Raw genomic sequence first — 22,488 nt, 5'->3', positions numbered from 1 at the left:
TTCCCTTCGGTCTTTCGTGTTTCCAGCTTAGCAGATCCGTTTTCCGTTTCTGCCACCCGCTGGAGCGGGCTGCCGGGCCGTTCTCCGCTTTCGCGTTTCCCCTTCCGGCGGCGCCGACTCTATCAGGGATCTTCTGCCGTTCTGACCACTCCCCCGTACACCCCTGCACGCAGAGGTGTAGACCAGCAGTGGTGTAGACCAGTTAGGATCTCGCCCTGACAGGCGCCGCTGCCGACCCTCGACTCACAGTCGCGTCGGGCGTCAGGCAGGGCTACGACGGTACCCGTGCCCGCTAGTTGAGGCAAACCATGCCGGTGGTCCCGAGGGCTGCCAACCAGTACTTGATCATGCGGAATCGGGACTTCCTATGACATACGCTCTGAACAGCAGTACGCCGTCCAGGACAGGCAGCGACGGCGACACTCAATCTCCGCCCTCTGGGAGGCCCTCCATGACCACCGTGACGTCGCCCCTCGCCGGCCGCGCCATTGGACTTGCCGCCGTACCCGACCCCGTGTTCTCCGGGGCCATGGTCGGGCCGGGGACCGCCATCGACCCCGTGCGTGAGCCGTCCACGGCCGTCGCACCCGTCGACGGAGTCGTGGTCTCCCTGCACCCGCACGCCTTCGTGGTCGTGGACGGGGACGGGCACGGTGTGCTGACGCACCTCGGGATCGACACCGTCCAGCTGAACGGCGAGGGCTTCGAGCTGCTCGTCAACAAGGGCGACACCGTTACGCGCGGTCAGGACATCGTGCGCTGGAACCCGGCCGCGGTGGAGGAGGCGGGCAAGTCCGCCATCTGTCCGGTCGTCGCGCTGGAGGCCACGCCCGGCTCCCTTGGTGAGCTGCGCGAGGACGGCGACGTGAAGTCGGGCGACACCCTCTTCACCTGGCAGTGATGTCACCGCCGTCCGTACGGCGGCACTGAACGGCAAGTTCCTACGCGGCGGCGGGACCGCCGCTCGATCGGAGACGGGTGAAGATGGAGACAACGCTGCGCGGCGTCGGTGTGAGCCACGGGGTGGCGATCGGCGAGGTACGGCACATGGGTACGGCGGTCCTGGAGCCGCCGGCCAAGCAGATCCCCGCGGATGAGGCGGAGCGTGAGCAGGGGCGCGCCCGCAAGGCCGTCGAGGCGGTGGCCGCCGATCTCATAGCGCGGGGCAACCTCGCCGGTGGTGAGGCCCAGCACGTGCTCGAGGCGCAGGCCATGATGGCGCAGGACCCCGAGCTGATGGCCGATGTGGACCGTCGTGTCGCCGTCGGCTCGACCGCCGAGCGGGCCGTGTACGACGCGTTCGCCGCGTACCGGGCGCTTCTGGCGGGTGCCGGTGAGTACCTGGCCGGGCGGGTCGCGGACCTGGATGACGTGCGGAACCGTATCGTGGCGCGGCTGCTGGGTGTGCCGATGCCGGGTGTGCCGGACAGCGACGAGCCGTATGTGCTGATCGCGCGGGATCTGGCGCCCGCGGACACGGCGCTGCTGGACCCGGCGCTGGTTCTCGGGTTCGTGACCGAGGAGGGCGGGCCCACCAGTCACAGCGCGATTCTGGCGCGGGCGCTGGGTGTGCCGGCCGTGGTGGCCCTGCCGGGGGCCTGCGAGCTGGCCGAGGGCACCGTGATCGCCGTGGACGGCAGCACGGGTGACATCTTCGTCGACCCGAGCGACGAGAAGCGTGCCGAGATGGAGCTGGCCGCGGCGGCGCGGAAGGCCGCGCTGGCGGCGTCGACCGGGCCGGGTGCCACGTCGGACGGGCACAAGATGCCGCTGCTGGCGAATATCGGTGGCCCCGCGGATGTGCCGGCCGCGCTGGAGGCCGGGGCCGAGGGTGTCGGTCTGTTCCGTACGGAGTTCCTGTTCCTGGACGACAGCCAGCGGGCGCCGTCGGAGGAGAAGCAGGTCGAGGCGTACCGGAAGGTGCTGGAGGCGTTCCCGGAGGGTCGGGTCGTCGTGCGTGTGCTGGACGCGGGCGCGGACAAGCCGCTGGACTTCCTGACGCCCGGCGACGAGCCCAACCCGGCGCTGGGTGTGCGGGGTCTGCGGACGCTGCTGGACCACCCGGAGGTACTGCGGACGCAGCTGACGGCGCTGGCGAAGGCGGCCGAGGCGCTGCCCGTGTACCTCGAGGTCATGGCGCCGATGGTGGCGGACCGCACGGACGCGAGGGCGTTCGCGGACGCGTGCCGTGAGGCGGGGCTGCGGGCGAAGTTCGGCGCGATGGTGGAGATCCCGTCGGCCGCTCTGCGGGCGCGTTCGATCCTGCAGGAGGTCGAGTTCCTGTCGCTGGGCACGAACGACCTGGCGCAGTACACGTTCGCCGCGGACCGGCAGGTGGGTGCGGTGTCGCGGCTGCAGGACCCGTGGCAGCCGGCGCTGCTGGACCTGGTCGCGCTGTCGGCCGAGGCCGCGCGGGCCGAGGGCAAGAGCTGCGGTGTGTGTGGCGAGGCCGCCTCCGATCCGCTGCTGGCGTGTGTGCTGACGGGTCTGGGTGTCACCTCCCTGTCGATGGGTGCCGCGTCGATTCCCTATGTGCGGACGACGCTGGCGAAGTACACGCTCGCGCAGTGCGAGCGGGCCGCCGCCGCGGCGCGGGCGGCCGATTCGGCGGAGGAGGCACGGCTCGCCGCGCAGGCGGTGCTCTCCGGAGAGTGAGCCGGTGGGTTGAGGGGTTCCAGGGGCCTTCCCGTGCTACGGGAGGGCCCCTCTCCTTTTCCTGCGGCTAGTGGTGGGTGGGGCGGCCGTCGTCGGGGGCGAGGTCGTAGCCCGCTCGGTATTCGACGCCTGGTTCGGGCGGGAGGGGTTCGCCGGTGTCTGAGTCGGTGCAGTAGGCGTTGAAGACCTCGGCCTCGGTGAGGGGGACGAGCCGGCCGTTGTCCAGGCGCCAGCCGTGGAGGCGGTCTGGGGTGCCGGTGGTGCTGGTGCGCAGGACGAGTCCGCCGGGGGTGGCGCGGGCGATGCCCGCGGCGAGGACGGTGACGAACTCGGCGCCTTCGGCGGAGTCGATGCGGGCGGGGCCGGTCTCCGTGCGGTCGGTGTGGAGGACGGCGAGGAGGTGCTGGTCGGCGGCGGGGATGCTGCACACGAGGTGGTGCGCACCTGGTCCTGCCCGGTCGAGGAGGTGGAGGACGGCGCGGGATGCCTGGTCGAAGGCGGCGCGGCCGATGTCCTGCCCGCAGTCGGCGCACTGGCCGGCCTCGGCGAGGAGCATCGTGGCGTACTCACGGGTGGCGTGGCGGACAGCTGTGTCGATGAGGAGGGGGACAAGGTCCGCGATGGGCTGTCCGGTGTAGGCGACGCGGGCGCCGGTTGCCGCGATCTCGGCGGTGTAGCGGCTGCGGCTGGCCGGGGTGTCGGGGTCGAGGCCGGTTTCGACGCAGTACGCGGCGTAGTCCTCGGGGTCGAACAGGGCGACGGTGGTGTGGGCTCCGCCGGCGGCGAGGGTCCTGAGGAGGCGCTCGGTCTCGTGGAGGTAGCGGGTGTGGTCGTCGAAGGTGAAGGAGCGGTAGCGGCGCATGGCCGCGAAGTCCTGTTCGTCGGCGAGGAGGCCGACGGTGCTCGGTACTTCGCGGCGCAGCGCCCGCCGCAGGGATGCCGTGTTCCTGGTGTGCGCCATGAGTCCCCCTGGTGATCAGCTGTTTATCAATACTTACTCAGCGTAATCGGGGGGACTGACAGCGGGGTCGGTCGGTCAGGCTCGGGGGCGTTGTCCGCGCTGGTGTCCGAGGGTTTCGTAGAAACGGAGAAGGTCGAGGTTGTCGACGGATCCGGGATTGACGGCCTTGTCGAGGGCGGTGCCCTGGAGGAGGCGTTTCACGGGGACCTCGATGCGCTTGCCGGTGAGGGTGTGGGGGATGCCCGGGACTTCGACGATGTCGTCGGGGACGTGGCGGGGGGAGAGTTCGGTGCGGACGGTCTGCTTGACGCGGCTGATCAGGTCGTCGTCGAGGGTGGCGCCTTCCGCGAGGTGGACGAAGAGCGGCATCCAGTAGCCGCCGTCGGGTTCCTCGATGCCGATGACGAGGGATTCCTTGATTTCGGGCAGGCGCTCGACGGCTTCGTAGATGTCGGCGCTGCCCATGCGGACGCCCTGGCGGTTGAGCGTGGAATCGGAGCGGCCGTGGATGACGACGGAGCCGTGGTCGGTGATGGTGATCCAGTCGCCGTGGCGCCACACGCCGGGGTACATGTCGAAGTAGCTGTCGTGGTATCGGCTGCCGTCGGGGTCGTTCCAGAAGTGGATCGGCATGGACGGCATGGGGTTGGTGACGACGAGTTCGCCGACTTCGCCGGTGAGGGGCTTGCCGTGCGGGTCCCATGCCTGGAGGTCTGTGCCGAGGCAGGGGGCCTGGAGTTCGCCGATGTGGACGGGGAGGGTGGGGACGGCTCCGGCGAAGCAGCTGCACACGTCGGTGCCGCCGCTGACGGAGGCGATCCACAGGTCGTGGCCCGCTTCGGCGAATTCGTCGTGGAGCCAGCGGAAGCCGTCCGGGGGGAGCGGTGAGCCGGTGGTGGCGACGCAGGCGATCTTCGAGAGGTCGTGGTCGCGGGCGGGGTGGACACCGGCCTTGCGACAGGCCATGACGTAGGCCGCGGAGGTGCCGTAGAGGGTGGCCCCGGTGCGTTCGGCGACGCGCCACTGGGCGTCGGTGGCGGGATAGCCCGGGCTTCCGTCGTAAAGGACGACCGTGGTGCCGGTGAGGAGGCCGGAGACGAGGAAGTTCCACATCATCCAGCCGGTGGACGTGTACCAGAAGAAGCGGTCGTCCGGGCCGAGGTCGCAGTGGAGGCCGAGCTGCTTGAGGTGCTCGAGGAGGATGCCGCCCTGGGACTGGACGATGGCCTTGGGCAGTCCGGTGGTTCCGGAGGAGTACAGGATCCACAGGGGGTGGTCGAAGGGGACCTGTTCGAAGACGGGGGCCACCGCTTCCGATGTCGCGGTGCCGGCGGTGAGTGCTGCCCATTCGAGGGTGCCTTCGGGAGCGTCCGTGCCCAGGAGCGGGATGTGGACGACCGCGCGGAGGGTGGGCAGTTCGCGGCGGAGTTCGGCGACGGTGTCGCGGCGGTCGTGCTCCTTGCCGCCGTAGCGGTAGCCGTCGACGGTGAAGAGGACGACGGGTTCGACCTGCTGGAAGCGGTCGAGGACGCTGCGGGCGCCGAAGTCGGGGGCGCAGGAGGTCCAGACGGCGCCGACGGCTGCGGTCGCGAGGAGGGCGGTGACGGCCTGCGGGATGTTGGGCAGGTAGCCGCTGACGCGGTCGCCGGGGCGTACGCCGAGGGCGCGGAGTTCGACGGCGAGTGCGCCGACCTGACTGCGGAGTTCGGCCCAGGTGACCGGGGTGGCCTCGTGGGTCTCGTCGACGTGGAGGAGCGCCGGGGCGTCGGGGCGCTGGTCGGCGGCGCGCAGGGCGTGTTCGGCGTAGTTGAGGGTGGCGCCGGGGAACCACTGGGCGCCGGGCATGGCGCGGTCGCCGAGGACGCGCTCGTAGGGGGTCGTGAAGCGGATGTCGAACCACTCGGTGACGGCTTGCCAGAAGGTGTCGAGGTGGTCGGTGGACCAGCGGTGGAGTGCCGGGTATCCGCCGTCCGCGGGGGCTCCGTGGCGCTCGGCGGCCCATGCCTGGAAGCGGGTGACCGCGGCGGAGGCGATGCGGTCCTGGTCCGGCTGCCAGAGCGGCTCGGGTGGCTCGGAGTGCGCTGTCGCTGACGTCGATGTCATGGGGGTGTGCTCCCTGGCTGTACGCGGATCTGCGTGTGTCCCGCGCACGTGCGTGGGTGTGCGCGTGACGCGGCTGACAGGGACGATGCCATGGGCGGCTCCTTCGCACCAGGGTTCCCCACCCATGGTCGGGTTGCTGAACATGTGGTGCCACCACGGGTGAACGGACGTTGAACGCCTCCCGTGCGCCCCCTGGTGGGTGGCAGGGTGATCGGCATGGACGGTCGTGAGCTGGTGCGTTCGGTGTGGGTGTTCGGCAGGGTGCGGGGGCTGCGGGCCATGCGATCGGTGTGGCGGCAGCGGCGTGCGGACGCCGTGGGGCTGCCGCCGCGGGGCCCGGAGCGGGCGCGGGTGCCGGGTCCTGTGGCGGGGGTGGAGCCGCTGCCGGGCGGCGGGATCGTCCGGTTTGCGCGGTCGGAGCTGCGGGTGTGCGTGTCGGTGGGGGGCGCGGTGTTCTGGGGGTGGGACGGGGCGGAGCCGTTTCCGTCGTACGCCCTGGTGGGTGAGGTGCCGGAGCCGGACGCGCGCGTGGTGCTCGAGCCGGACACGGACGGCGGCTGGCGGGTGGTGGCCGAGCGGGTGACGGTCGCGGTGTCGCGGAACGGGGCGGTGGAGGTGCGGACGCCCGGTGGGGTGGTGCTGCGGCGGGATCTGCCGCCGCGGTGGTGGGAGCCGGTGGGCGGGGGTCCCTCGCGGTGGGTGCAGCGGTCGGAGGTGCCGGCGGACGCGCGGTTCTTCGGGCTCGGGGGGCGGTCGTCGGGGCCGCGGCTGCGCGACGGGGTGTACCGGCTGTGGAACACCGATCCGCGCGGGACCTTCGGGCCGGGGACCGATCCGCTGTACATCACGATGCCGGTGCAGTGGGTGGTGGCGGACGCGGGGACGCATCTGGCGTTCCACGACAACGCATGGGAGGGGCAGGTCTCGCTGCGGGAGGGCGAGGAGGGAGCCGGTTCGGGGCACGACCGGCCGGGGCTGAGCGAGGTGCGGATGAGCGGGGGTCCGCTGCGCTGCTGGGTGGTGGTGGGGACTCCTGCGCGGGTGCTGCACGGCTGGACCCAGCTGACGGGCGCGCCCGTGGTGCCGCCGTCGTGGGCGCTTGGGCCGCAGCACGCGCGGTGGGGGTTCGGCAGCGCCGAGGAGGTGCGGCGGGTGGTGGCCGGGTACCGGGACCGGGGGCTTCCGCTGTCGGGGCTGCATCTGGACATCGACCACTACGACGGGCACCGGGTGTTCACGGTGGACCGTGAGCGGTTCCCGGATCTGCCGGGGCTCGCGGCGGAGCTGCGGGAGCAGGGGGTGCGGCTGGTGTCGATCGTCGACCCGGCGGTGAAGGCGGAGCCGGGCGGGGCGGTGTACGAGGGCGGTGCGCGCGTGGGGGCGCGTGGGGCGTATGTACGGGACGCACGGGGCGAGGTGGTGCGCGGGGTGGTGTGGCCGGGTGAGTGCGTGTACCCGGACTTCACGGACCCGGCGGTACGGGAGTGGTGGGGCGGGCTGTACGAGGAGCGGCTCGCGCAGGGGTTCGCCGGGGTGTGGCACGACATGAACGAGCCGGTGTCGTTCGCCCCGTTCGGGGACATGACGCTGCCCCGGTCGGCGCGGCACGCGCTGGAGGGGCGGGGCGGGGACCACCGGGAGGCGCACAACGTGTACGGGCTGGCGATGGCGCGGGCCGGGTACGAGGCGCTGCAGCGGCTCCGTCCGGACGAGCGGCCGTTCCTGTTCTCGCGCGCGGGGTGGGCGGGAATGCAGCGTTACGGCGGGACGTGGTCGGGGGATGTGGCGACGGGGTGGCCGGGGCTGCGGGCGTCGCTGTCGCTGGTGCTGGGGCTGGGGCTGTGCGGGGTGCCGTATTCGGGCCCTGATGTGGGTGGTTTCGACGGGTTTCCGTCGCCGGAGCTTTATGTGCGGTGGTTCCAGCTGGGGGCGTGGCTGCCGTTGTTCCGTACGCATGCGGCGATCGACGCGGGGCGGCGGGAGCCGTGGGAGTTCGGGCCGAAGGTGCTGGAGTACGCGCGCGCGGCGCTGGAGGAGCGGGAGCGGCTGCGGCCGTACTTCGTGACGCTGGCGCGCCTGGCCCGTCGTACGGGAGCGCCATATGTGCGGCCGCTGTGGTGGGGGGCGCCGGAGGACCGGGCGCTGCGGGACTGCGAGGACGCGTTCCTGCTGGGGGACGCGCTCCTGGTGGCGCCGGTGCTGACGCGGGGTACGGACCGGCGGGCGGTGCGGCTGCCGAGGGGTCGCTGGTACGACATGGTGACGGGGCAGGTGTACGAGGGGCCGGGCCAGGTGTTGGTGGAGGCGCCGCTGGCGCGGGTTCCGGTGCTGGTGCGGGCGGGTGCGGTGGTTCCGGTGCGGGGTGAGGACGGGGCGGAGGAACTCGAGGCGTGGGCACCCGCGCCGGGCCGGTCGGGAGGCGGCCTTGTCGTACGGGATGTGGGTGACGGGTGGGAGCAGACGGAGGTGGAGCGGTATGTGACGCGGTGGGTGAACGGCGAGGTCCGGGTGGAGCGGGTGACGGACGAGGGGACGGTGACGGTGGGGCCTGAGGGGGTGCGGGTGCGCGGATTGGGGTGAGTGGCCGAGCAAAGGGGACGTGTCGCCAGGTGCGGTGAGGGTGCTGAGCGGGTGGGTCGCGCAGGGCTAGGTTCGGGTGCGCGGCTGGTCGTACTCCCCCGCGAACCATTTGCGTACGGCCTCGGTGTGCAGGGGGAAGGCGAGGCTGGCGGGCGCGTACAGGGTGTGGTGGCCGGCGGTCTCGGCGGTGGGGGTCGAGGGGGGCAGTTCGGCGGCGGGGCGCTCCGGCAGGAGACCGAAGAGGAGGAGGTGGCCGCCGGGTGAGCTCATGGCGTCCGCCAGGCGTACCTTGTGGGCGGCCGCCTTGATACCTGTCTCCTCCTGGAGTTCGCGTACGACCGCGTCACGCCAGTCCTCCGCGTGGTCGATGAACCCTCCGGGAAGCGCTACACCGCCGCGTCCCGGGTCGATGGTGCGGGTGATGACGACGAGGCCGGTGCCCTGGGGGCCGGTGGCCGGGAGGAGGGCGACGGCCACGGGGAGCGGGTTGCGGTAGGTGACGGTGGAACAGCCGGGGCACGTGCGGGGCCAGGGGGCCGCCTGGTCGGCGTAGGGTGCGCCGCAATGGGCGCAATGGGTGTTCTGCACGAGGCGCACTGTACCGATCGTTGACCGGCTGATAGACGGTGTGCATGACAGGACGTGTCGATTTTGTGCGTGGCGTGGTCGCCACCGTCGCCGCCGGGTTGTTCGCCGTCTCCTCCTCCGCCGCCACCGCGCCCATGGCGTCGGCGAATCCCGAGCCGAAGGCGCCGGAGGAGTTCGTGGCGCTGCGGTCGGTGGATCCGACGATCCTTCAGGAGATGCGCTACACGACGGGACACGACTTCGTGGGTGAGCCCGTGGACGGGTACCGGCAGCCGGTGTGCGTCCTGACCCGGCCGGCGGCGAGAGCCCTGCACCGGGCGCAGGTGCGGCTGCTGCGGCGGGGCTACTCGCTGAAGGTGTACGACTGCTACCGGCCGCAGCGGGCCGTCGACCACTTCGTACGGTGGGCGGAGGATCTCCAGGACGAGCGGATGAAGGCGGAGTTCTATCCGCGGGTGGACAAGTCACGACTGTTCGAGGACGGGTACATCGCGGAGAAGTCCGGGCACAGCCGGGGCTCGACGGTCGATGTGACGCTGGTACGGCTGCCCGCCGCCCCGACGCGGGCCTATGTGCCGGGAGAGCCGCTGGTGGACTGCGCGGCGCCGGAGGAGGAGCGGTTCCCCGACAACTCCGTGGACATGGGAACCGGCTTCGACTGCTTCGACACGCTGTCGCACACCGATGATCCGCGCGTTCAGGGGGTGCAGCGGCAGAACCGGGACCTCTTGCGGAGTGCGCTGGCGGCGGAGGGGTTCGTGAATCTGCCGGAGGAGTGGTGGCACTACACGTACAGGCCGGAGACCTTCCCGGACACCTACTTCGACTTCCCGGTGGCGTGGCGTTCGGTGGCGGGGCTCGGTGGGCACACTCCTGACGGACCGTCAACTAAGTCGGGTGCGTCAGGTCCGTCGGGTGCGTCAGGTCTGTCAGGTCTGTCAGGTGCGTCAGGTCTGTCAGGTGCGTCAGGTGCGTCGGGAGGGGAAGCCCGTGGCGAGGGTGCGCAGGCCGGTGGTTCCGGGATGGTTCACCGACAGCGGGGGTGACGACGGCTTCCGGCTGCTGGGGACGCGGTGCTCGGCGTGCGCGGCGGTGTTCTTCCCGCGTGAGGACGACCTCTGCCGGAACCCCGGGTGCCCGGGCGGCGGTGAGCTGGTGGAGGCGCCGCTGTCGAAGCGGGGGCGGGTGTGGTCGTACACCGACGGGCGGTACCGGCCGCCCGCGCCGTACGTCTCGGACCCGGGTGCGTCCTGGGAGCCGTACACGCTGGTGGCGGTCGAGCTGGCGGCGGAGCGGATGGTGGTGCTGGGGCAGGCCGCGCCAGGCGTGCGGGTCGCGGACCTGGCGGTGGGCATGGAGGTCGAGGTGGTGCCGGGGGTCCTGAACGAGGACCGGGAGGCGGGCACCGTGTGGACCACCTGGCACTGGCGGCCGGTACGGCGTCCCGGTGGGGCGCTGTGAGCGGCGCCGGCGGCGAGGTCGCGGTGCTGGGTGCGGGGATGCACCCGTGGGGCAAGTGGGGGCGGGGTTTCGTCGCATACGGGGTGCGGGCCGCGCGGGCGGCGCTCGCGGACGCCGGCGTCGAGTGGCGGGACGTGGGGTCGGTGGTCGGCGCCGGCACGGTGCGCGGCGGGTACCCCGGGTACGTGGCGGGGGCGACGTTCGCGCGGGCGCTGGGGTGGCAGGGGGCGAGGGTGACCAGCGTGTACGCGGCGTGCGCGTCCGGCGCCCAGGCCGTCGCGGCCGCCCGGGCGCAGATCCTGGCCGGGCTGGCCGATGTGGTGCTGGTGGTGGGCGCGGACTCGGCGCCCAAGGGCTTCTTCGCGCCCGCGGGCGGGGACCGGCCCGAGGATCCCGACTGGCTGCGGTTTCGCGTGCTGGGGGCGACCAACCCGGCGTACTTCGGGCTCTTCGCGCGGCGCAGGATGGCCGTGCACAGGGAGACACCGGAGGACTTCGCGCAGGTCAAGGTGAAGAACGCGGCGGCCGGTGCACTCAATCCGTACGCCCGCTACCGGCGGCCGGTCACCGCCGAGGAGGTCGCCGCGTCGCCCGTGGTAGCCGACCCGCTGCGGCTGCTGGACATCTGCGCCACGTCGGACGGCGCCGCGGCGCTGGTCCTGGCGTCCATGACATACGCGCGGCGCCACGGGGTGGCCGATCCGGTCCGTATCCGGGCGGTGTCGACGGTGACGCCCGGCTATCCGCGGACGGTGCTGGACCTGCCGGACATCGCGACGGACTCCGTCGTGGGCGCGTCCGCGGTGCCGGGCTCGTTCCGGGCGTCGATCGCGCGGGCCGCGTACGAGGAGGCGGGCATCGGCCCGGACGACCTGCACCTCGCCGAGGTGTACGACCTGTCCACCGCGCTGGAGCTGGAGTGGTACGAGGACATCGGGCTGTGCGGGGCGGGTGAGGGCGCGAAGCTCGTCCGGGAGGGCGTGACGGCGCTCGGGGGGCGCGTTCCGGTGAACACGAGCGGTGGGCTCGCCTCGTTCGGGGAGGCGGTGCCCGCGCAGGCCATCGCCCAGGTGTGCGAGCTGACATGGCAGTTGCGCGGCGCGGCCGGTGCCCGGCAGGTGGCGGGTGCGCGGGCCGGGATCGCCGTGAACCAGGGGCTGTTCGGGCATGGTTCGGCGGTGGTGGCGGTGCGGTGAGCGCGTCAGGTGGTGACCGGTTCCGGGGTCGACTCCGGGTTCGCTTCGGTGAAGGTCATCGCATGCTGGACGACCGCCACCAGGACCTCCTTGACGGACTCGCGTTCCCGCGCGTCGCACATCATCAGCGGCACGCCGCCGTCGAGGTCCAGGGCGGCCCGTACCGTCTCGGCCGGGTAGGGCTCGGCGTCGTCGAAGCAGTTGACGGCGACAGCGAACGGGATGCGCCGCCGCTCGAAGTAGTCGATCGCCGCGAAGCAATCCTCCAGGCGGCGGGTGTCCGCCAGCACGACCGCGCCCAGCGCGCCCTGCGCGAGCTCGTCCCAGAGGAACCAGAACCGGTCCTGTCCGGGCGTGCCGAACAGGTACAGCACCAGGTCCTCGCGGAGGGTGATCCGGCCGAAGTCCATGGCGACCGTGGTCGTGGACTTGGTCTCGACGCCGTTCAGATCGTCGACCGGCCGGCCCGCCTCGGTCAGGTTCTCCTCGGTGCGCAGCGGCCGGATCTCGCTCACCGCCCCCACCAGAGTGGTCTTGCCCACCCCGAAGCCGCCTGCGACCAGGATCTTCAGCGTCACCGGCTCGACCGGTGGCGGACCCTTGCGGCTAGAGCGCCCGAAGGCCATTGATCACCTCACGCAGAATGCTCACATCCGGCAGCTCGGCCGGCGGAACGGGACGGGTTACGTGGACGAGTTCGTCCTCGACGAGGTCGCCGACCAGGACCCGGACCACGCCCACGGGCAGGTCCATCCCGGCGGCGAGCTCGGCGATCGACTGAGGGAGCTCGCTGCAGCGTTCGACGATCTCCACATGTTCCGGGGAGAGCGTCTGGTCACGGCCGGGGTCGTCGGCCGCGGGCTCCGGGACGACCACCGCGATCAGGTCGAGACGGTGGCGGGTGGCACTGCTGGTGCGGCCACGCGTCATCGCGTACGGGCGCACCACGGGTCCGGCGTCGTCGTCGAACCAGTGGTGCGCGGCCTCGGTGTGACGGCCTCGCCGTGCCTGTCTCGCTGCTGCGTCGCTCATCGCATCCCCCCTCACCCTCCGGTGGGCAGACCCGACCGGGGAGCCGTCGCGAGGTGGGCGCCGACACGCTTGACCATCAGGGTCATCTCGTACGCGACCAGGCCGACGTCGGAGTCGGCGTCCGCGAGGACGGCGAGGCAGCTGCCGTCGCCGGCGGCGGTGATGAACAGGAACGCGTCCTCCAGCTCGACGACGGTCTGGCGGACCTTGCCGGCGTCGAAGTGGCGGCCCACGCCCTTGGCGAGGCTGTGGAAACCGGAGGCGACGGCGGCCAGGTGCTCGCTGTCCTCACGGCTGAGGTCCTTGGAGCCGCCGGTCGGCAGGCCGTCGCTGGAAAGCACCAGGGCCTTGCGGATGGAGCCGACCCGATCGACCAGTTCGTCGAGGAGCCAGCTGAGCTCGCCGGTTGAGTTGGATGCTGCGGCGTTCGGTGCGGTCATCGACCGTCCCCCTCCGGTGTCGTTCCTGGTGCGGTCTCACTGCGGGCGCGCTGCCAGCCTCGCTGCATCGCGGCCATTCGGTTGCGTACGTCTTCCGCGGCGCGTTCGGTGTCCTCGGCGTTCTCGGCGGTCTGGGCGGTCTGGGCGGTTTCGGCGTTCTCGGCGGTGCGGGCGGTTTCGGCGGCCGAGGACACGGAGGCGGCCGGCGCGGCGGGGCGCTCGGCCTGGTCCCTCAGCTGAGGGACCAGGCTGGCCTGGCGTACGCGGCGGGGAAGGCCACCGAGCGTCAGGGTGGTCTCGTCGGACGCAGAGCCGGACGCAGAGCCGGACGCGGAGCCGGGCGCGGGGGTGCGAGGGGCTTCGGCGACGGGCTGCTCGTCGCGGGCCGTTGCCGGGTGAGTACTGGCGGGGTCGTCCACGCGGCGGCCGTGGCGCGCGACGAGCGCCGGCTTGCGGCGGGGCAGCGGCACGGGGGTCGCGAGCCGGTCGGACGAGGCGTCGGACGCCTGCCGGTGCTGCTCGGTGGCGTTGACCGCGGACGGGGCCGGGGCGGGGGCATCGGCGGGGCGCAGGGGCGGACGGGGGCGGAAGAGGCCGCCACGCTCGGTGTCCGGGCCGCTCTTGAGATCGCCGTTCAGGCCGCTGTTCAGGCCGCTGTCGAGGTCGTCGCCGAGGAGGTCGAGCGGCCCCTCCAGTTCGACGGGGCCGTCCAGGACGGAGGACACCTGTGTGAGCGCGGTGCGCCGGGGTGCGGCCTCGGCACTCCGGCGGTCCGGGGTCTTGCGGTCCAGGCGGAAACCCGCGCCCTCGGTCTCCGGGGCGTCGGTGAGCAGCGCGGCCGGGATGAAGACCACCGCGGTGGTCCCCCCGTACGGGGAGGGCTGGAGCGAGACCCGGACGTTCTGGCGGCGGGCGAGGCGGCTGACGACGAAGAGGCCCAGCCGGTCGGTGTCGGAGAGCTCGAACTCGGGGGTCTCGGCGAGGCGGAGGTTCGCGTCGAGCAGGTCCTCGGCCGACATGCCGAGACCACGGTCGTGGATCTCCAGGGTGAAGCCGTTGGCGACGCGTTCGCCGAACACCTGGACCGCCGTGTGCGGGGGCGAGAAGACGGTGGCGTTCTCGAGGAGTTCGGCGATGAGGTGGGTGAGGTCCGCGACGGCGGGGCCGCCGACGCCGATGCGCGGGAGGCGCCGTACCTCGATGCGTTCGTAGTCCTCGACCTCGGCGACCGCGGCCCGGACGACGTCCATGAGCTGGATGGGCTTGCGCCACTGGCGGGAGGGGGCGGCGCCGGAGAGGATCACGAGGCCCTCGGCGTGGCGGCGCATACGCGTGGTGAGGTGGTCGAGGCGGAAGAGGTCGGACAGTTCCTCGGTGTCCTCGGTGCGCCGCTCCATGGTGTCGAGGAGGCTCAGCTGGCGGTGCAGGAGGACCTGGTTGCGGCGGGCGAGGTTGACGAAGACCTCGGAGACGCCGCGGCGCATGTCGGCCTGTTTGACGGCGGCTTCGACGGCGGCGCGCTGGAGGGTCTTGAGCGCCTTGCCGACCTGGCCGACCTCGTCCTTCTCGTACTCGAGGTGCGGCACCTCGGTCTCGACGTCGACCTGCTCGCCGGAGGCGAGGCGGCGCATCACGCTCGGCAGACGTACGCCGGAGACCTCCTGGGCCTCCTTGCGGAGCCTGGTCAGGTCGCGCACCAGGCCGCGGCCGATGCGTACGGAGACGATGACGGAGAAGAGGACGGCGAGGAAGCCGAGGACGCCGGCGATGCCGGCCTTGAGCAGGACGCCGTACGCGGCGGGCTCGACACGCTCCTGGTAGCGGTCGCCCGCCTCTCGGTTCTCGGTGGCGAGCCCGCCGAGGACGGCGGTCGCGGTGTCCTCCCAGCGTGCGGCGTCGGTCGTGCGCGGGTTGTTGGTGGCGCCGCCGGTGATGATCGCCTCTTCGGCCTCGCGCAGCGGCTGGGTGGCCGGGCTGCGCCAGTACAGCTGGTAGACCTCGCGTTCGGCGGCCGGCAGGACTTCGAGGCTGGTCTCGTAGAACTGCCGGCGACGGGCCACGAGGTCGGAGATCAGGCGAATCTCCTCGGCGGTGAGCCGGTTGCTGATGAGCGAGGAGACGACGAGGGCGTCCTCGCGGGAGAGCGTCTCCCGCGCGCGGGCGAGGCCGACGAGGGCGCGGCCCTGCTTCTCCATCTCTACGTTGTCGAGGGCGTGGAGGTGGACGAGGAAGCTGTAACAGGGGTCTATGAGGCGGTTGTAGAACTCCAGCGCCTGGATGCGGCCGACGGCGCGGGTGTCGACGGAGCGGCGCAGTGTCTCCAGGCCGTCGAGGGCCTCTACGAGCGAGCTGAGCCGCTGGGCGGCGGCGTCGTGCATGGCGCCGGTGACGCGGGCGTCGCGCGCGTTGGCGCGGATGACCGCGAGGGTGCGGTCGGTGGCGGCACGGTCCCGGCGCAGGGTGGTGAGGGCGTCGGCGGTGCGTGGGTCGGCCAGGTAGACCAGGCTCTGGCGGCGTTCCTCCTGGATGACGCGGACCGTGTCCTCGAGGGGATACCCGACCTTTTGCACGATGTAGCCGACATCGAGGAGGTGGCCCGCCTCACGGCCCGTGATGAAGGTGGCGAAGCCCCAGAGACCGGTGAGGGACAGGAGGGGGACGAGCAGCAGCGCCACGATCTTCCTGCGGATCGATTTCCCGCGAAAGTTCATGGCCTCCCCCAGCTCGCCCGGCCGCCCGGCGCGGCACGGGTGCACACATCAACACATCAACAAACGGCGTGAGCCTACTACTGTCCCTGGGACAACTCGAAGGTGCGTCCGGACGATTTTCGGCCGCGAGACAGAACACTGATCATGACTTGTCCTGTTATTCGGCGAGTTGACAAACCACACTGTGGCACAGGACACCTGGCGGGGAGTCATCTTGCTACCAGACGTCGGATGGCTGGAATTGCACGTTCCGGGAATCTTCCTGCGCGTTGGTGCGTCTTCTTGTACGGGGGCGGCAGGATCTGTCGGCGTAAATCAGCTCAAGACGGGCAGCCACCCTGATGTCGGTTGAGTGGTGGGGAGTGACGGTGGATGAGCACGGGGCGGCGTGAGCTGTGGGTGGAGGAGCCGGTCGGGCGGCGCAGGCTGCCGGATCCGGTGCGCACGGCGGCGGTGCGGGCCGTGCTGGTCACCTCACTGACGCTGATACAGGCGGTCGTGGCCTACCTGTTCACGGTGACGGGCTCCTGGCTGGCGTTTCCGCTGGTCCTGAGCGGCATAGGGAGCACGGTGGTGGCGACCTGGGCGGTGCTCGACGTGTGGGTGACCGGGCAGGTCTGGAAGCAGCGGTACGGGGTGGTCTCGGAGCCGAGCAGTACGGCGCGGCAGCTGCGGCGGGAGAGGCGCAGGGCCCGGCGGGCCGCCAGGGAGGCGGCCCGCATACGGAAACAGGTCCCGCAGGCGGCGACGCCGCCCGTCCCGCACGTCCAGGCCGGACCGCAGGCTTCGCAGCAGGCACCGCAGGCTTCGCAGGCACCGCAGGCTTCGCGGGCTTCGAAGGCTTCGCAGCCGGGCCCGGGTGAGCTGTCCCGGGCGTGAGTCGGCCGTGGCGGCTGCCGCAGCTGTGTCTGCTGCTTCCGCAGTGCCTTCTGCGACGCGCTAGTTCTGTGTCGCAGGGGCGGGGGTCCGTTTGAACATGCGCGTCGCGGTGATCTCGCCGTGCACCGCCGGCTCGCCCTCCTGGGCGGGCTGGGGGAGGCCGGGGCGCAGGTGCTCCTCGACACTGATGTACTTCAGGCCCGCCCGCAGGTCCGCGTCGTTGCGCAGCCGGATGACCAGGGGGAACTCGGCGAGCGCGGTCGTGTCGAACAGGCCCGTGGTGTAGAGGAGCTGGACCCCGAGCGCGTCCGACACCGCCCGCTGGAGCTCCAGCAGATACGTGGCGTTGGCGCGGCCGATGGGGTTGTCGAGGAACAGCGTCCCGGCGTGCCGGTGCTTGTCGCGGCCCCGGTCGTTGCTGCGGAGCGCGGCCATCGTGCAGTACAGGGCGATGGCGGCGGTGAGCAGCTGGCCGCCGGAGAACACGTCGCCCATCTGCCCGACGGGGACCCGTTCGGCGCGCAGCACCGCGTCCGGCTTGAGGATCTCCACGGCGACCCCCTTGGGCTGGAGGGCGGCGTGGACGCCGCGCAGCAGCAGGGACATGCCGTCGCGGCGGAGGTCGGAGTTCTTCTTGACGGCGGCGCGGGTCGCCTCGTCGATGACCTCGCCCAGCCGCTCGACGAGCGTCGTCTGGTCCGGCTCCTCGAAGCGGATGCGGAGGAACTCCTGGCCCGACCACTCTCCGAGGCCCTCGGGGAGGCGGGAGAGACGCTGGGCCGAGCGGAGCGTGGTCAGCGCGGACTCGACCAGGCCGCGCAGCCGGTCGACGATCGAGTCGCGGTTGCGTTCCAGCTGGGCCAGTTCGTCGGTGAGGACGCGCAGCCGCGGTGCGAACGCCTGGGCCCACCTGGCGGCGTGCTCGGGCAGGGCGGACGCGGGCAGTTCGCGGATCTGCTGCCGGGCCGGGGTGCGTACCTGCTCGTAGCGGGTGGAGTTGGCGTGCCGTACGAGGATGTCGCACGCCTCGCGTACGCCGGTGTCGGCGGCGGAGAGGTCGGCGGCGCAGCCGCGCAGGGAGCGTCGGGCCTCGGCGGCGGCCCCGCGGGCCTCCTCCAGGGAGTCGGCGTAGGGCTGGGGCTCCTGCGGATCCTCGTCGCCGTGCTCACGGAGCAGGTCGCGGAGGAGCGCGGCCAGCTCGTCGAAGCCGCCGGCGGCGTCCTCGGCGGCGCGGTGGGCATGGAGGAGGTGCGCGTGTGTGGCGCGGGCGGTCTCCAGGTCGTCCGTGCACGTGGCGAGTTCGCCGGTGGCCGTGCGGAGCAGGGTCTGGGCCTGGTCGGCGTCGGCGGGGATCAGCTCGTCGGGCAGGTCGGTGTGCGCCTCTCCGTCGGCGGGGGCGAGCCGCTCCGCCTCGCCACGCAGCCGGCCCAGCTTCTCGCTGGCCTCGGAGGCGCGGGACTCCAGGAGCTGGACGAGGGACTCGGCGCGGGCGGCGGCGGCCTGGCGGGACGGTCCGTCGGCGCCGTCGGGGCTGTCCAGAAGCTGGGCGGCGCGGGTGCGGACCTTGTTGGTGAGCCGGTCCAGCTCGGCGAGGGCGGCGCTCTCGTCGCTCTCGGCGCGGGCCTGCTCGGCGCGCAGGTCGGCGCCGACGCCCACCTTCTCGTACAGCTGCGACGCTGCGCGGTACGCCTCGCGGAGCGCGGGCAGGGAGGGGCGAGGAACGCCGCCGTCGAGGAGGGCGGTGCCGTCCGGCTTCTCCTCGGGGAGATTCTCGGGGGCGCCGGCGATCTCGGCGCGTTCGGCGCGCAGGGCCCGGGCGGTGCGGTGGGCGTCGTCCGCGGCGCGCTGGGCGGCGCGGCGGTCCTCGTCGGCGGCGCGGGCACGCTCCAGGCATGTCCGGGCCTTGGCCTCGGCTTCGGCGGCCTCGTCGGCGAGTTCACGGAGGCGGACCTGCCAGCCGGCCCTTTCGCGGAGCCTGAAGGCGAGGCCGGCGAGGGCGTCGGCGGCACGGCGGGCGCGCTGGGCGGCGTCCTGGCGTTCGTCGCGTACGCGGGCGGTCTCGGCGGCGGCCTCGTCGGCCTCCGCGCGTACCGTGCGGGCCTCGGACAGGGCCGCCTGGGCCGTCTCGGCGGCTTCGCGCGCGGTGGTGGCTGCCCGCGCGAGCTCGGCGAGCATGCCGGGCGGGCAGTCGGCGCGCCACGAGCCGATACGGGCGGCGAGCGCGCGGTCGCCGGCGAGGCGTGCGGCCAGGACGCGGATCTCCTCGTCACGTGCGACGGCGCGGGCGCGGAGGGTCTGGCGTTCCTCGTCGGCGGCGTGCTCGTCGTGCATGGCCGGGTTCGGCGGGACGAGGAAGACCTCGCCGTCGGTGCCGGTCCCCGGCTGCGGCACGGGGGCGAGGAGGGCGGCGGCGGTGCCGACGGCCACGGCGGAGCGCGGCAGCAGGGCGGCGCCGGCGAGGGCTTCGCGGGCCCGCGTGTACGAGAGGGGGTCGGTGACGACGACGCCGTCGACCAGCTCCGGGCGGGCGGCGAGAACGGCGGCGTGGTCGGCCGGGTCGACGGACTGGGCGAGGTAGCGCCAGCCTGGGAGGGCGGGGATGCCCTGTTCGCCAAGGTACTCGACGGTGGCGAGGACGTCGGGTCCCGGCGGCAGGAGGCCGCCGTCGCCGAGGGCGCCGAGGATGCGGGAGTCGTCCGCGGCCGCGGTGCGCAGGTCGAAGAGCTTGCGCTCGGCGGACGCGATGTTCTGGTCGAGGAGTTCGCGCAGGTCGTCGGCGTACCGGTCGAGTTCTTCGGCGGTGAGCGGGCCTTGGGTGGAGCGGCGTGCGGAGGTGCCTTCGGCGGTGGACGGGGCCGCGGCTGTGGACGGGGCCGCGGCTGTGGTGGGGGCGTCGGGGGTGTCCTCGCCGCTGATCTCACCGGTGTTCTGGCGGGGCAGCCGTGCGGTCCTCCGGGTGGTGGGCAGGCTCAGGAGTTCGGCGAGGCGTTCCTCGGCGGCGATGGACTCGGCGGCGCGGCGCTCGGCCTGGTGGGCGTTCTCGGCGGCCTGGGCGGCGTCGGCGGCGCGGGCGGCGGCCAGTTCGGCGCGGCTCTCGTCGGCGCCGGCCTCGCGGGCGCGCTCGGCGGCCACACGGGCGGCCTCGCGGGCGGTGTCCCAGGCGGCGGCTGCGGTCTTCTCGGCATCGCTGGCGGCGAGCGCGGCGCGCGCCGGGTCGGCGTCCGGTGCGGTGTCGTCGAGCCAGCCGGCCCGTACGGCTTCGGCGGTCTCCTGCTCGACCTCCGCGAGGCGCTGGCGGAGGTGGCCGCCCTCGCTGCGGGCGCGCTGGGCCTCGGTGGCGGCGGTGGTGGCGTCGCGGTGTGCGGTCTCGGCGGCGTCCTGGAGAGCGGCGGAGCGCTCCTCCTGCTCGTCGGCGTGGCGTTCGCCGTCCTCGGCGGCGGCGTGCAGCGCGCGGACCAGGTCGGAGGCGGCCTTGGCGCGGGCGGCGAGGGCGGGGGCCGCGTCCCGTTCGGCCTCCTGGATGGCGGCGGCCACGCGCGCGGAGCGGTCGGCCGCGGCGCGATGGCGCAGTACGGCCTCGGCGGCCTGCCAGGCGGCGTGCAGGGTGCGGGCGTCGGTGAGTTCGCGGCGCTGCGCGGCGGCGCCCTTCTCGGCGGCGGTGAGCGCCAGGGAGGCGTGCCGGTAGGCGAGTTCGGCGGCGACGAGGGAGCTGCGGGCGCGGGCCCGCTCGGCCTCGGTGACGGTGTGGGCGGCGGCGGTTACCTGCTGGGCCAGTTCGGCGGCGCGGCCGCGTTCCTCGGCGGCACGGGCGGAGAGGCGGTGGGCGAGGGCGCGGGTCCGGCGCTCGGCTCCCGTGTGGATGTCGCGGGCCCGGGAGCGGGTGCCGGCCGCGTCGACGATGCGGCCGAGGAGGTCGACGGAGCCCGCGGTGAAGTCGCGTTCGGCGGTGAGTTCCGCGCGGCGGCCGAGCTTGTTGCCGAAGCCGCTGACGAGGTCGGCGAGGCCGTCGGTGTCGCGTGTGTCGGTGACGGCGCGCAGGAGGAGGTCGGTGAAGTCGGAGTCCTTCTTGACCGCGAAGAGGCCGGCCGCCTCGCCCTCGTCGGCGTTCATCTCGCGCTGGTAGCGGAAGAGTTCGGGGTCGAGGCCGAGGTCGCCGAGGTGCTCGTTCCAGCGGTCGTGGATCTCCTCCCAGTACACCTCCAGGTGCGGGTACGCCTTGCCCGCCTCGGTGAGGGCGTCGCGGAAGCCCTTCATCGTGCGGCGGCGGCCCTGGGCGCCGGAGGTGCCCTCGCCGGGCGGGCGTACGGAGGTGGCCTCGGCGACGGGGAGGTTGTCGAGGCTGAGGCCGGGCCCCGGGCGGAAGGAGTACCAGGCCTCGGCGAACTTGCGCGGGTCGTTGGAGACCTGGCGGCCGCGCCACTCGCTGACCTTGCCGACCACGACCAGTTCGCCGGTGAGGGTGTGCTGCCACTCCAGGGCGACATGGCCGCAGTCGTCGGCGAGGAGGAACTTGCGGAGGACGCCGGAGCTGGCGCCGCCGAGGGTGTTGCGGTGGCCGGGGAGCATCACCGAGAAGATCAGCTTGAGGAGGACCGACTTGCCGCCGCCGTTCTCCAGGAAGAGCACGCCGGCGGGGGCGGGGCGGCGCGGGGGGCCGACCGGCTCGTCCTCGAAGAACTCCGCCTGGGTGGGCGCGGGGTGGGGCACGGGATCGCCCACTCCGCGCAGGTCCAGAACGGTGTCGGCGTAGCGCGCACCTGCGGGTCCGATGGAGTAGAGGCGGACCCGGGACAGCTCGTACATGGCGGCGGACTCTCGTCGGTGGTTCGAAGGTGCGGGTGGCTGGTTCGGTGGCTGGTTCGGGTTCTCGGGGTCAGGCGTGGAAGGGCAGGCCGGCGTCGGCGGCCAGCTCCAGGTCGTCGCCCTCGGGCGGCGGCAGGAGGGAGGCGGAGCCGTCGGTGACGGGGACGACGCCCAGGTCGAGGAGTTCGGCCATGGCGGCGCTGCCGGCCATGTCGCGGACCTGGAGCTGGTAGCGCGCGGTGGTGCGGTAGGTGCCGCCGGCGTCGTCGCCGGTCCGCTGGAGGAAGCCGGAGTCGGTGAGGAAGGCGACGGCCTTGCCGATGATGCCGGTGGTGGAGCCGGCGAGGCGGCGGGCGTCCTTGGTGGCGCCGGTGGCGCTGCGGCGGTTGTAGATCCGCCAGGCGGCTTCGAGTCCGGGGGCGTCGGAGGCCGGGTCGGTGTTCTCGCCGTCCTGTTCGGCGCGCTCCTCGAGGCGGCGGCAGGCCTGGCGGACGAATGCGTCGACGCCGTTGACGGAGATACGGCCGATGTAGCCGTCGTCGGCGAGGTCCTCGGGGCGCGGGAATGCCAGGGCGGCGATCGCGAGGTGGGCGAGGCCGTGCAGGAAGCGGTCGGCGGAGTCGGCGGAGGCCCGGCGGGCGTAGTCGCCCATGCGGACGGCGAAGACGGAGTCCTCCGCCGCCGTAACGGCCATCCCCGCGCGCGGGGAGACCTCCAGGACGACGAGGCCCAGGCCGGTGGCGACGGCGTCGGCGAGCCGGGCGAAGGCGGGGTCGTCGCGGTAACGGCGGAGCAGCTCTGTGTACTCGGCGTCGCGGGCCGGCAGCAGCTTCGGCTGGAGGCCGAAGGAGACGAGCCGGGCGGCGTCTGCGGCGTCGGCGGGAGTGACGCCACCGGGCACAGCGGATGCGACGGACGCGCCGGTCGCGGCGGGCTCGGCGGACGCGGCGGGCTCGGGCGTCCGTGCGGCGTCCGGCTCGCTCCACGCGTCGGGGTGCTCGGCGTGGTGGTCGCTCACGGCTGGTGCTCCTCGGTGGTGCTGCGGGTTGGGGTCAGGGGCGGGAAGGGGCGTCTCCGGG

Annotated in this window: 15 protein-coding genes and 1 pseudogene; 7 read left to right on the top strand and 9 right to left on the bottom strand. The window is 73.0% G+C overall.

Annotated elements, in window-relative coordinates; all coding sequences use genetic code 11:
• The first annotated feature begins 451 nt into the window (after positions 1-451).
• Together FVS66_RS01170 and ptsP are read left to right on the top strand one after the other, a co-directional pair.
• A complete protein-coding gene (locus FVS66_RS01170; RefSeq protein WP_149179057.1) occupies positions 452-901 on the top strand; it encodes a PTS glucose transporter subunit IIA in 450 nt (149 codons plus the stop codon).
• Positions 902-984: 83 nt separating this feature from the next.
• Positions 985-2,655, top strand: a complete 1,671-nt coding sequence (ptsP, locus tag FVS66_RS01165; RefSeq protein WP_149179063.1) for a phosphoenolpyruvate--protein phosphotransferase — start codon at positions 985-987, stop codon at positions 2,653-2,655.
• Positions 2,656-2,722: 67 nt separating this feature from the next.
• Here the strand turns inward: ptsP and FVS66_RS01160 are convergent, their stop codons facing one another.
• Together FVS66_RS01160 and FVS66_RS01155 are read right to left on the bottom strand one after the other, a co-directional pair.
• Positions 2,723-3,616, bottom strand: coding sequence for a hypothetical protein (locus FVS66_RS01160; protein WP_149179056.1), 894 nt, complete (start codon positions 3,614-3,616; stop codon positions 2,723-2,725).
• Positions 3,617-3,691: 75 nt separating this feature from the next.
• The gene (locus tag FVS66_RS01155) at positions 3,692-5,719 is read right to left on the bottom strand and encodes an acetoacetate--CoA ligase (protein ID WP_149179055.1); all 2,028 of its coding nucleotides are present in this window, start codon (positions 5,717-5,719) and stop codon (positions 3,692-3,694) included.
• A gap of 216 nt (positions 5,720-5,935) precedes the next feature.
• On the opposite strand from FVS66_RS01155, the gene FVS66_RS01150 reads away from it, so the two are divergent.
• The gene (locus FVS66_RS01150) at positions 5,936-8,299 is read left to right on the top strand and encodes a glycoside hydrolase family 31 protein (RefSeq protein ID WP_149179054.1); all 2,364 of its coding nucleotides are present in this window, start codon (positions 5,936-5,938) and stop codon (positions 8,297-8,299) included.
• Positions 8,300-8,365: 66 nt separating this feature from the next.
• Here FVS66_RS01150 and FVS66_RS01145 read toward each other — a convergent pair whose 3' ends face one another.
• On the bottom strand, positions 8,366-8,887 hold the full coding sequence (locus tag FVS66_RS01145) for an NUDIX domain-containing protein (protein ID WP_187645326.1): 522 nt from the start codon (positions 8,885-8,887) through the stop codon (positions 8,366-8,368).
• 44 nt (positions 8,888-8,931) lie between these two features.
• On the opposite strand from FVS66_RS01145, the pseudogene FVS66_RS01140 reads away from it, so the two are divergent.
• The 3 genes and pseudogenes from FVS66_RS01140 to FVS66_RS01130 all read left to right on the top strand — a co-directional run.
• A pseudogene (locus FVS66_RS01140) lies at positions 8,932-9,744 on the top strand (M15 family metallopeptidase); the annotation flags it as partial.
• A 133-nt stretch (positions 9,745-9,877) separates the two neighbouring features.
• Complete coding sequence (locus tag FVS66_RS01135) at positions 9,878-10,348, top strand: Zn-ribbon domain-containing OB-fold protein (protein ID WP_149179053.1); 471 nt, start codon at positions 9,878-9,880, stop codon at positions 10,346-10,348.
• Positions 10,306-11,544 (top strand): lipid-transfer protein, encoded by a 1,239-nt coding sequence (locus FVS66_RS01130; protein ID WP_262386727.1) that lies wholly within the window; start codon positions 10,306-10,308, stop codon positions 11,542-11,544. Before FVS66_RS01135 ends, FVS66_RS01130 begins: the two co-directional genes overlap by 43 nt.
• A 5-nt stretch (positions 11,545-11,549) precedes the next feature.
• Here the strand turns inward: FVS66_RS01130 and FVS66_RS01125 are convergent, their stop codons facing one another.
• From FVS66_RS01125 to FVS66_RS01110, 4 genes are read right to left on the bottom strand one after another with little or no spacing between them, the layout of a single operon-like run.
• Positions 11,550-12,170, bottom strand: coding sequence for an ATP/GTP-binding protein (locus FVS66_RS01125; protein ID WP_149179052.1), 621 nt, complete (start codon positions 12,168-12,170; stop codon positions 11,550-11,552).
• Positions 12,151-12,576, bottom strand: a complete 426-nt coding sequence (locus FVS66_RS01120; RefSeq protein ID WP_149179051.1) for a DUF742 domain-containing protein — start codon at positions 12,574-12,576, stop codon at positions 12,151-12,153. Before FVS66_RS01120 ends, FVS66_RS01125 begins: the two co-directional genes overlap by 20 nt.
• A gap of 11 nt (positions 12,577-12,587) precedes the next feature.
• Positions 12,588-13,016, bottom strand: a complete 429-nt coding sequence (locus FVS66_RS01115; protein WP_149179050.1) for a roadblock/LC7 domain-containing protein — start codon at positions 13,014-13,016, stop codon at positions 12,588-12,590.
• On the bottom strand, positions 13,013-15,727 hold the full coding sequence (locus FVS66_RS01110) for a nitrate- and nitrite sensing domain-containing protein (RefSeq protein ID WP_149179049.1): 2,715 nt from the start codon (positions 15,725-15,727) through the stop codon (positions 13,013-13,015). Before FVS66_RS01110 ends, FVS66_RS01115 begins: the two co-directional genes overlap by 4 nt.
• A gap of 372 nt (positions 15,728-16,099) precedes the next feature.
• On the opposite strand from FVS66_RS01110, the gene FVS66_RS01105 reads away from it, so the two are divergent.
• Positions 16,100-16,606 carry a hypothetical protein gene (locus FVS66_RS01105; protein WP_262386726.1) on the top strand — a complete coding sequence of 169 codons (507 nt, stop codon included), beginning with the start codon at positions 16,100-16,102 and terminating at the stop codon, positions 16,604-16,606.
• Between the two features lie 60 nt (positions 16,607-16,666).
• On the opposite strand, the gene FVS66_RS01100 is transcribed toward FVS66_RS01105, so the two are convergent.
• Complete coding sequence (locus tag FVS66_RS01100; RefSeq protein WP_149179048.1) at positions 16,667-21,409, bottom strand: hypothetical protein; 4,743 nt, start codon at positions 21,407-21,409, stop codon at positions 16,667-16,669.
• Positions 21,410-21,479: 70 nt separating this feature from the next.
• The gene (locus FVS66_RS01095) at positions 21,480-22,427 is read right to left on the bottom strand and encodes a hypothetical protein (RefSeq protein WP_149179047.1); all 948 of its coding nucleotides are present in this window, start codon (positions 22,425-22,427) and stop codon (positions 21,480-21,482) included.
• Positions 22,428-22,488 lie beyond the last annotated feature (61 nt).

The organism is Streptomyces sp. TRM49041 (assembly GCF_008271805.1).
In the GTDB taxonomy this organism is placed as follows: Bacteria; Actinomycetota; Actinomycetes; order Streptomycetales; family Streptomycetaceae; genus Streptomyces.
Note: the sequence above shows the minus strand (reverse complement) of the source record. Positions and strands in the feature narration are given on the sequence as shown.

What these genes read in the sequence shown, in the direction of transcription:
- FVS66_RS01120 (WP_149179051.1), bottom strand. Translation starts at nt 12,576, where the DNA reads ATGAGCGACGCAGCAGCGAGACAGGCACGGCGAGGCCGTCACACCGAG.
- FVS66_RS01155 (WP_149179055.1), bottom strand. Translation starts at nt 5,719, where the DNA reads ATGACATCGACGTCAGCGACAGCGCACTCCGAGCCACCCGAGCCGCTC.
- FVS66_RS01170 (WP_149179057.1), top strand. Translation starts at nt 452, where the DNA reads ATGACCACCGTGACGTCGCCCCTCGCCGGCCGCGCCATTGGACTTGCC.
- FVS66_RS01110 (WP_149179049.1), bottom strand. Translation starts at nt 15,727, where the DNA reads ATGAACTTTCGCGGGAAATCGATCCGCAGGAAGATCGTGGCGCTGCTG.
- ptsP (WP_149179063.1), top strand. Translation starts at nt 985, where the DNA reads ATGGAGACAACGCTGCGCGGCGTCGGTGTGAGCCACGGGGTGGCGATC.
- FVS66_RS01100 (WP_149179048.1), bottom strand. Translation starts at nt 21,409, where the DNA reads ATGTACGAGCTGTCCCGGGTCCGCCTCTACTCCATCGGACCCGCAGGT.
- FVS66_RS01160 (WP_149179056.1), bottom strand. Translation starts at nt 3,616, where the DNA reads ATGGCGCACACCAGGAACACGGCATCCCTGCGGCGGGCGCTGCGCCGC.
- FVS66_RS01150 (WP_149179054.1), top strand. Translation starts at nt 5,936, where the DNA reads ATGGACGGTCGTGAGCTGGTGCGTTCGGTGTGGGTGTTCGGCAGGGTG.
- FVS66_RS01115 (WP_149179050.1), bottom strand. Translation starts at nt 13,016, where the DNA reads ATGACCGCACCGAACGCCGCAGCATCCAACTCAACCGGCGAGCTCAGC.
- FVS66_RS01105 (WP_262386726.1), top strand. Translation starts at nt 16,100, where the DNA reads ATGAGCACGGGGCGGCGTGAGCTGTGGGTGGAGGAGCCGGTCGGGCGG.
- FVS66_RS01125 (WP_149179052.1), bottom strand. Translation starts at nt 12,170, where the DNA reads ATGGCCTTCGGGCGCTCTAGCCGCAAGGGTCCGCCACCGGTCGAGCCG.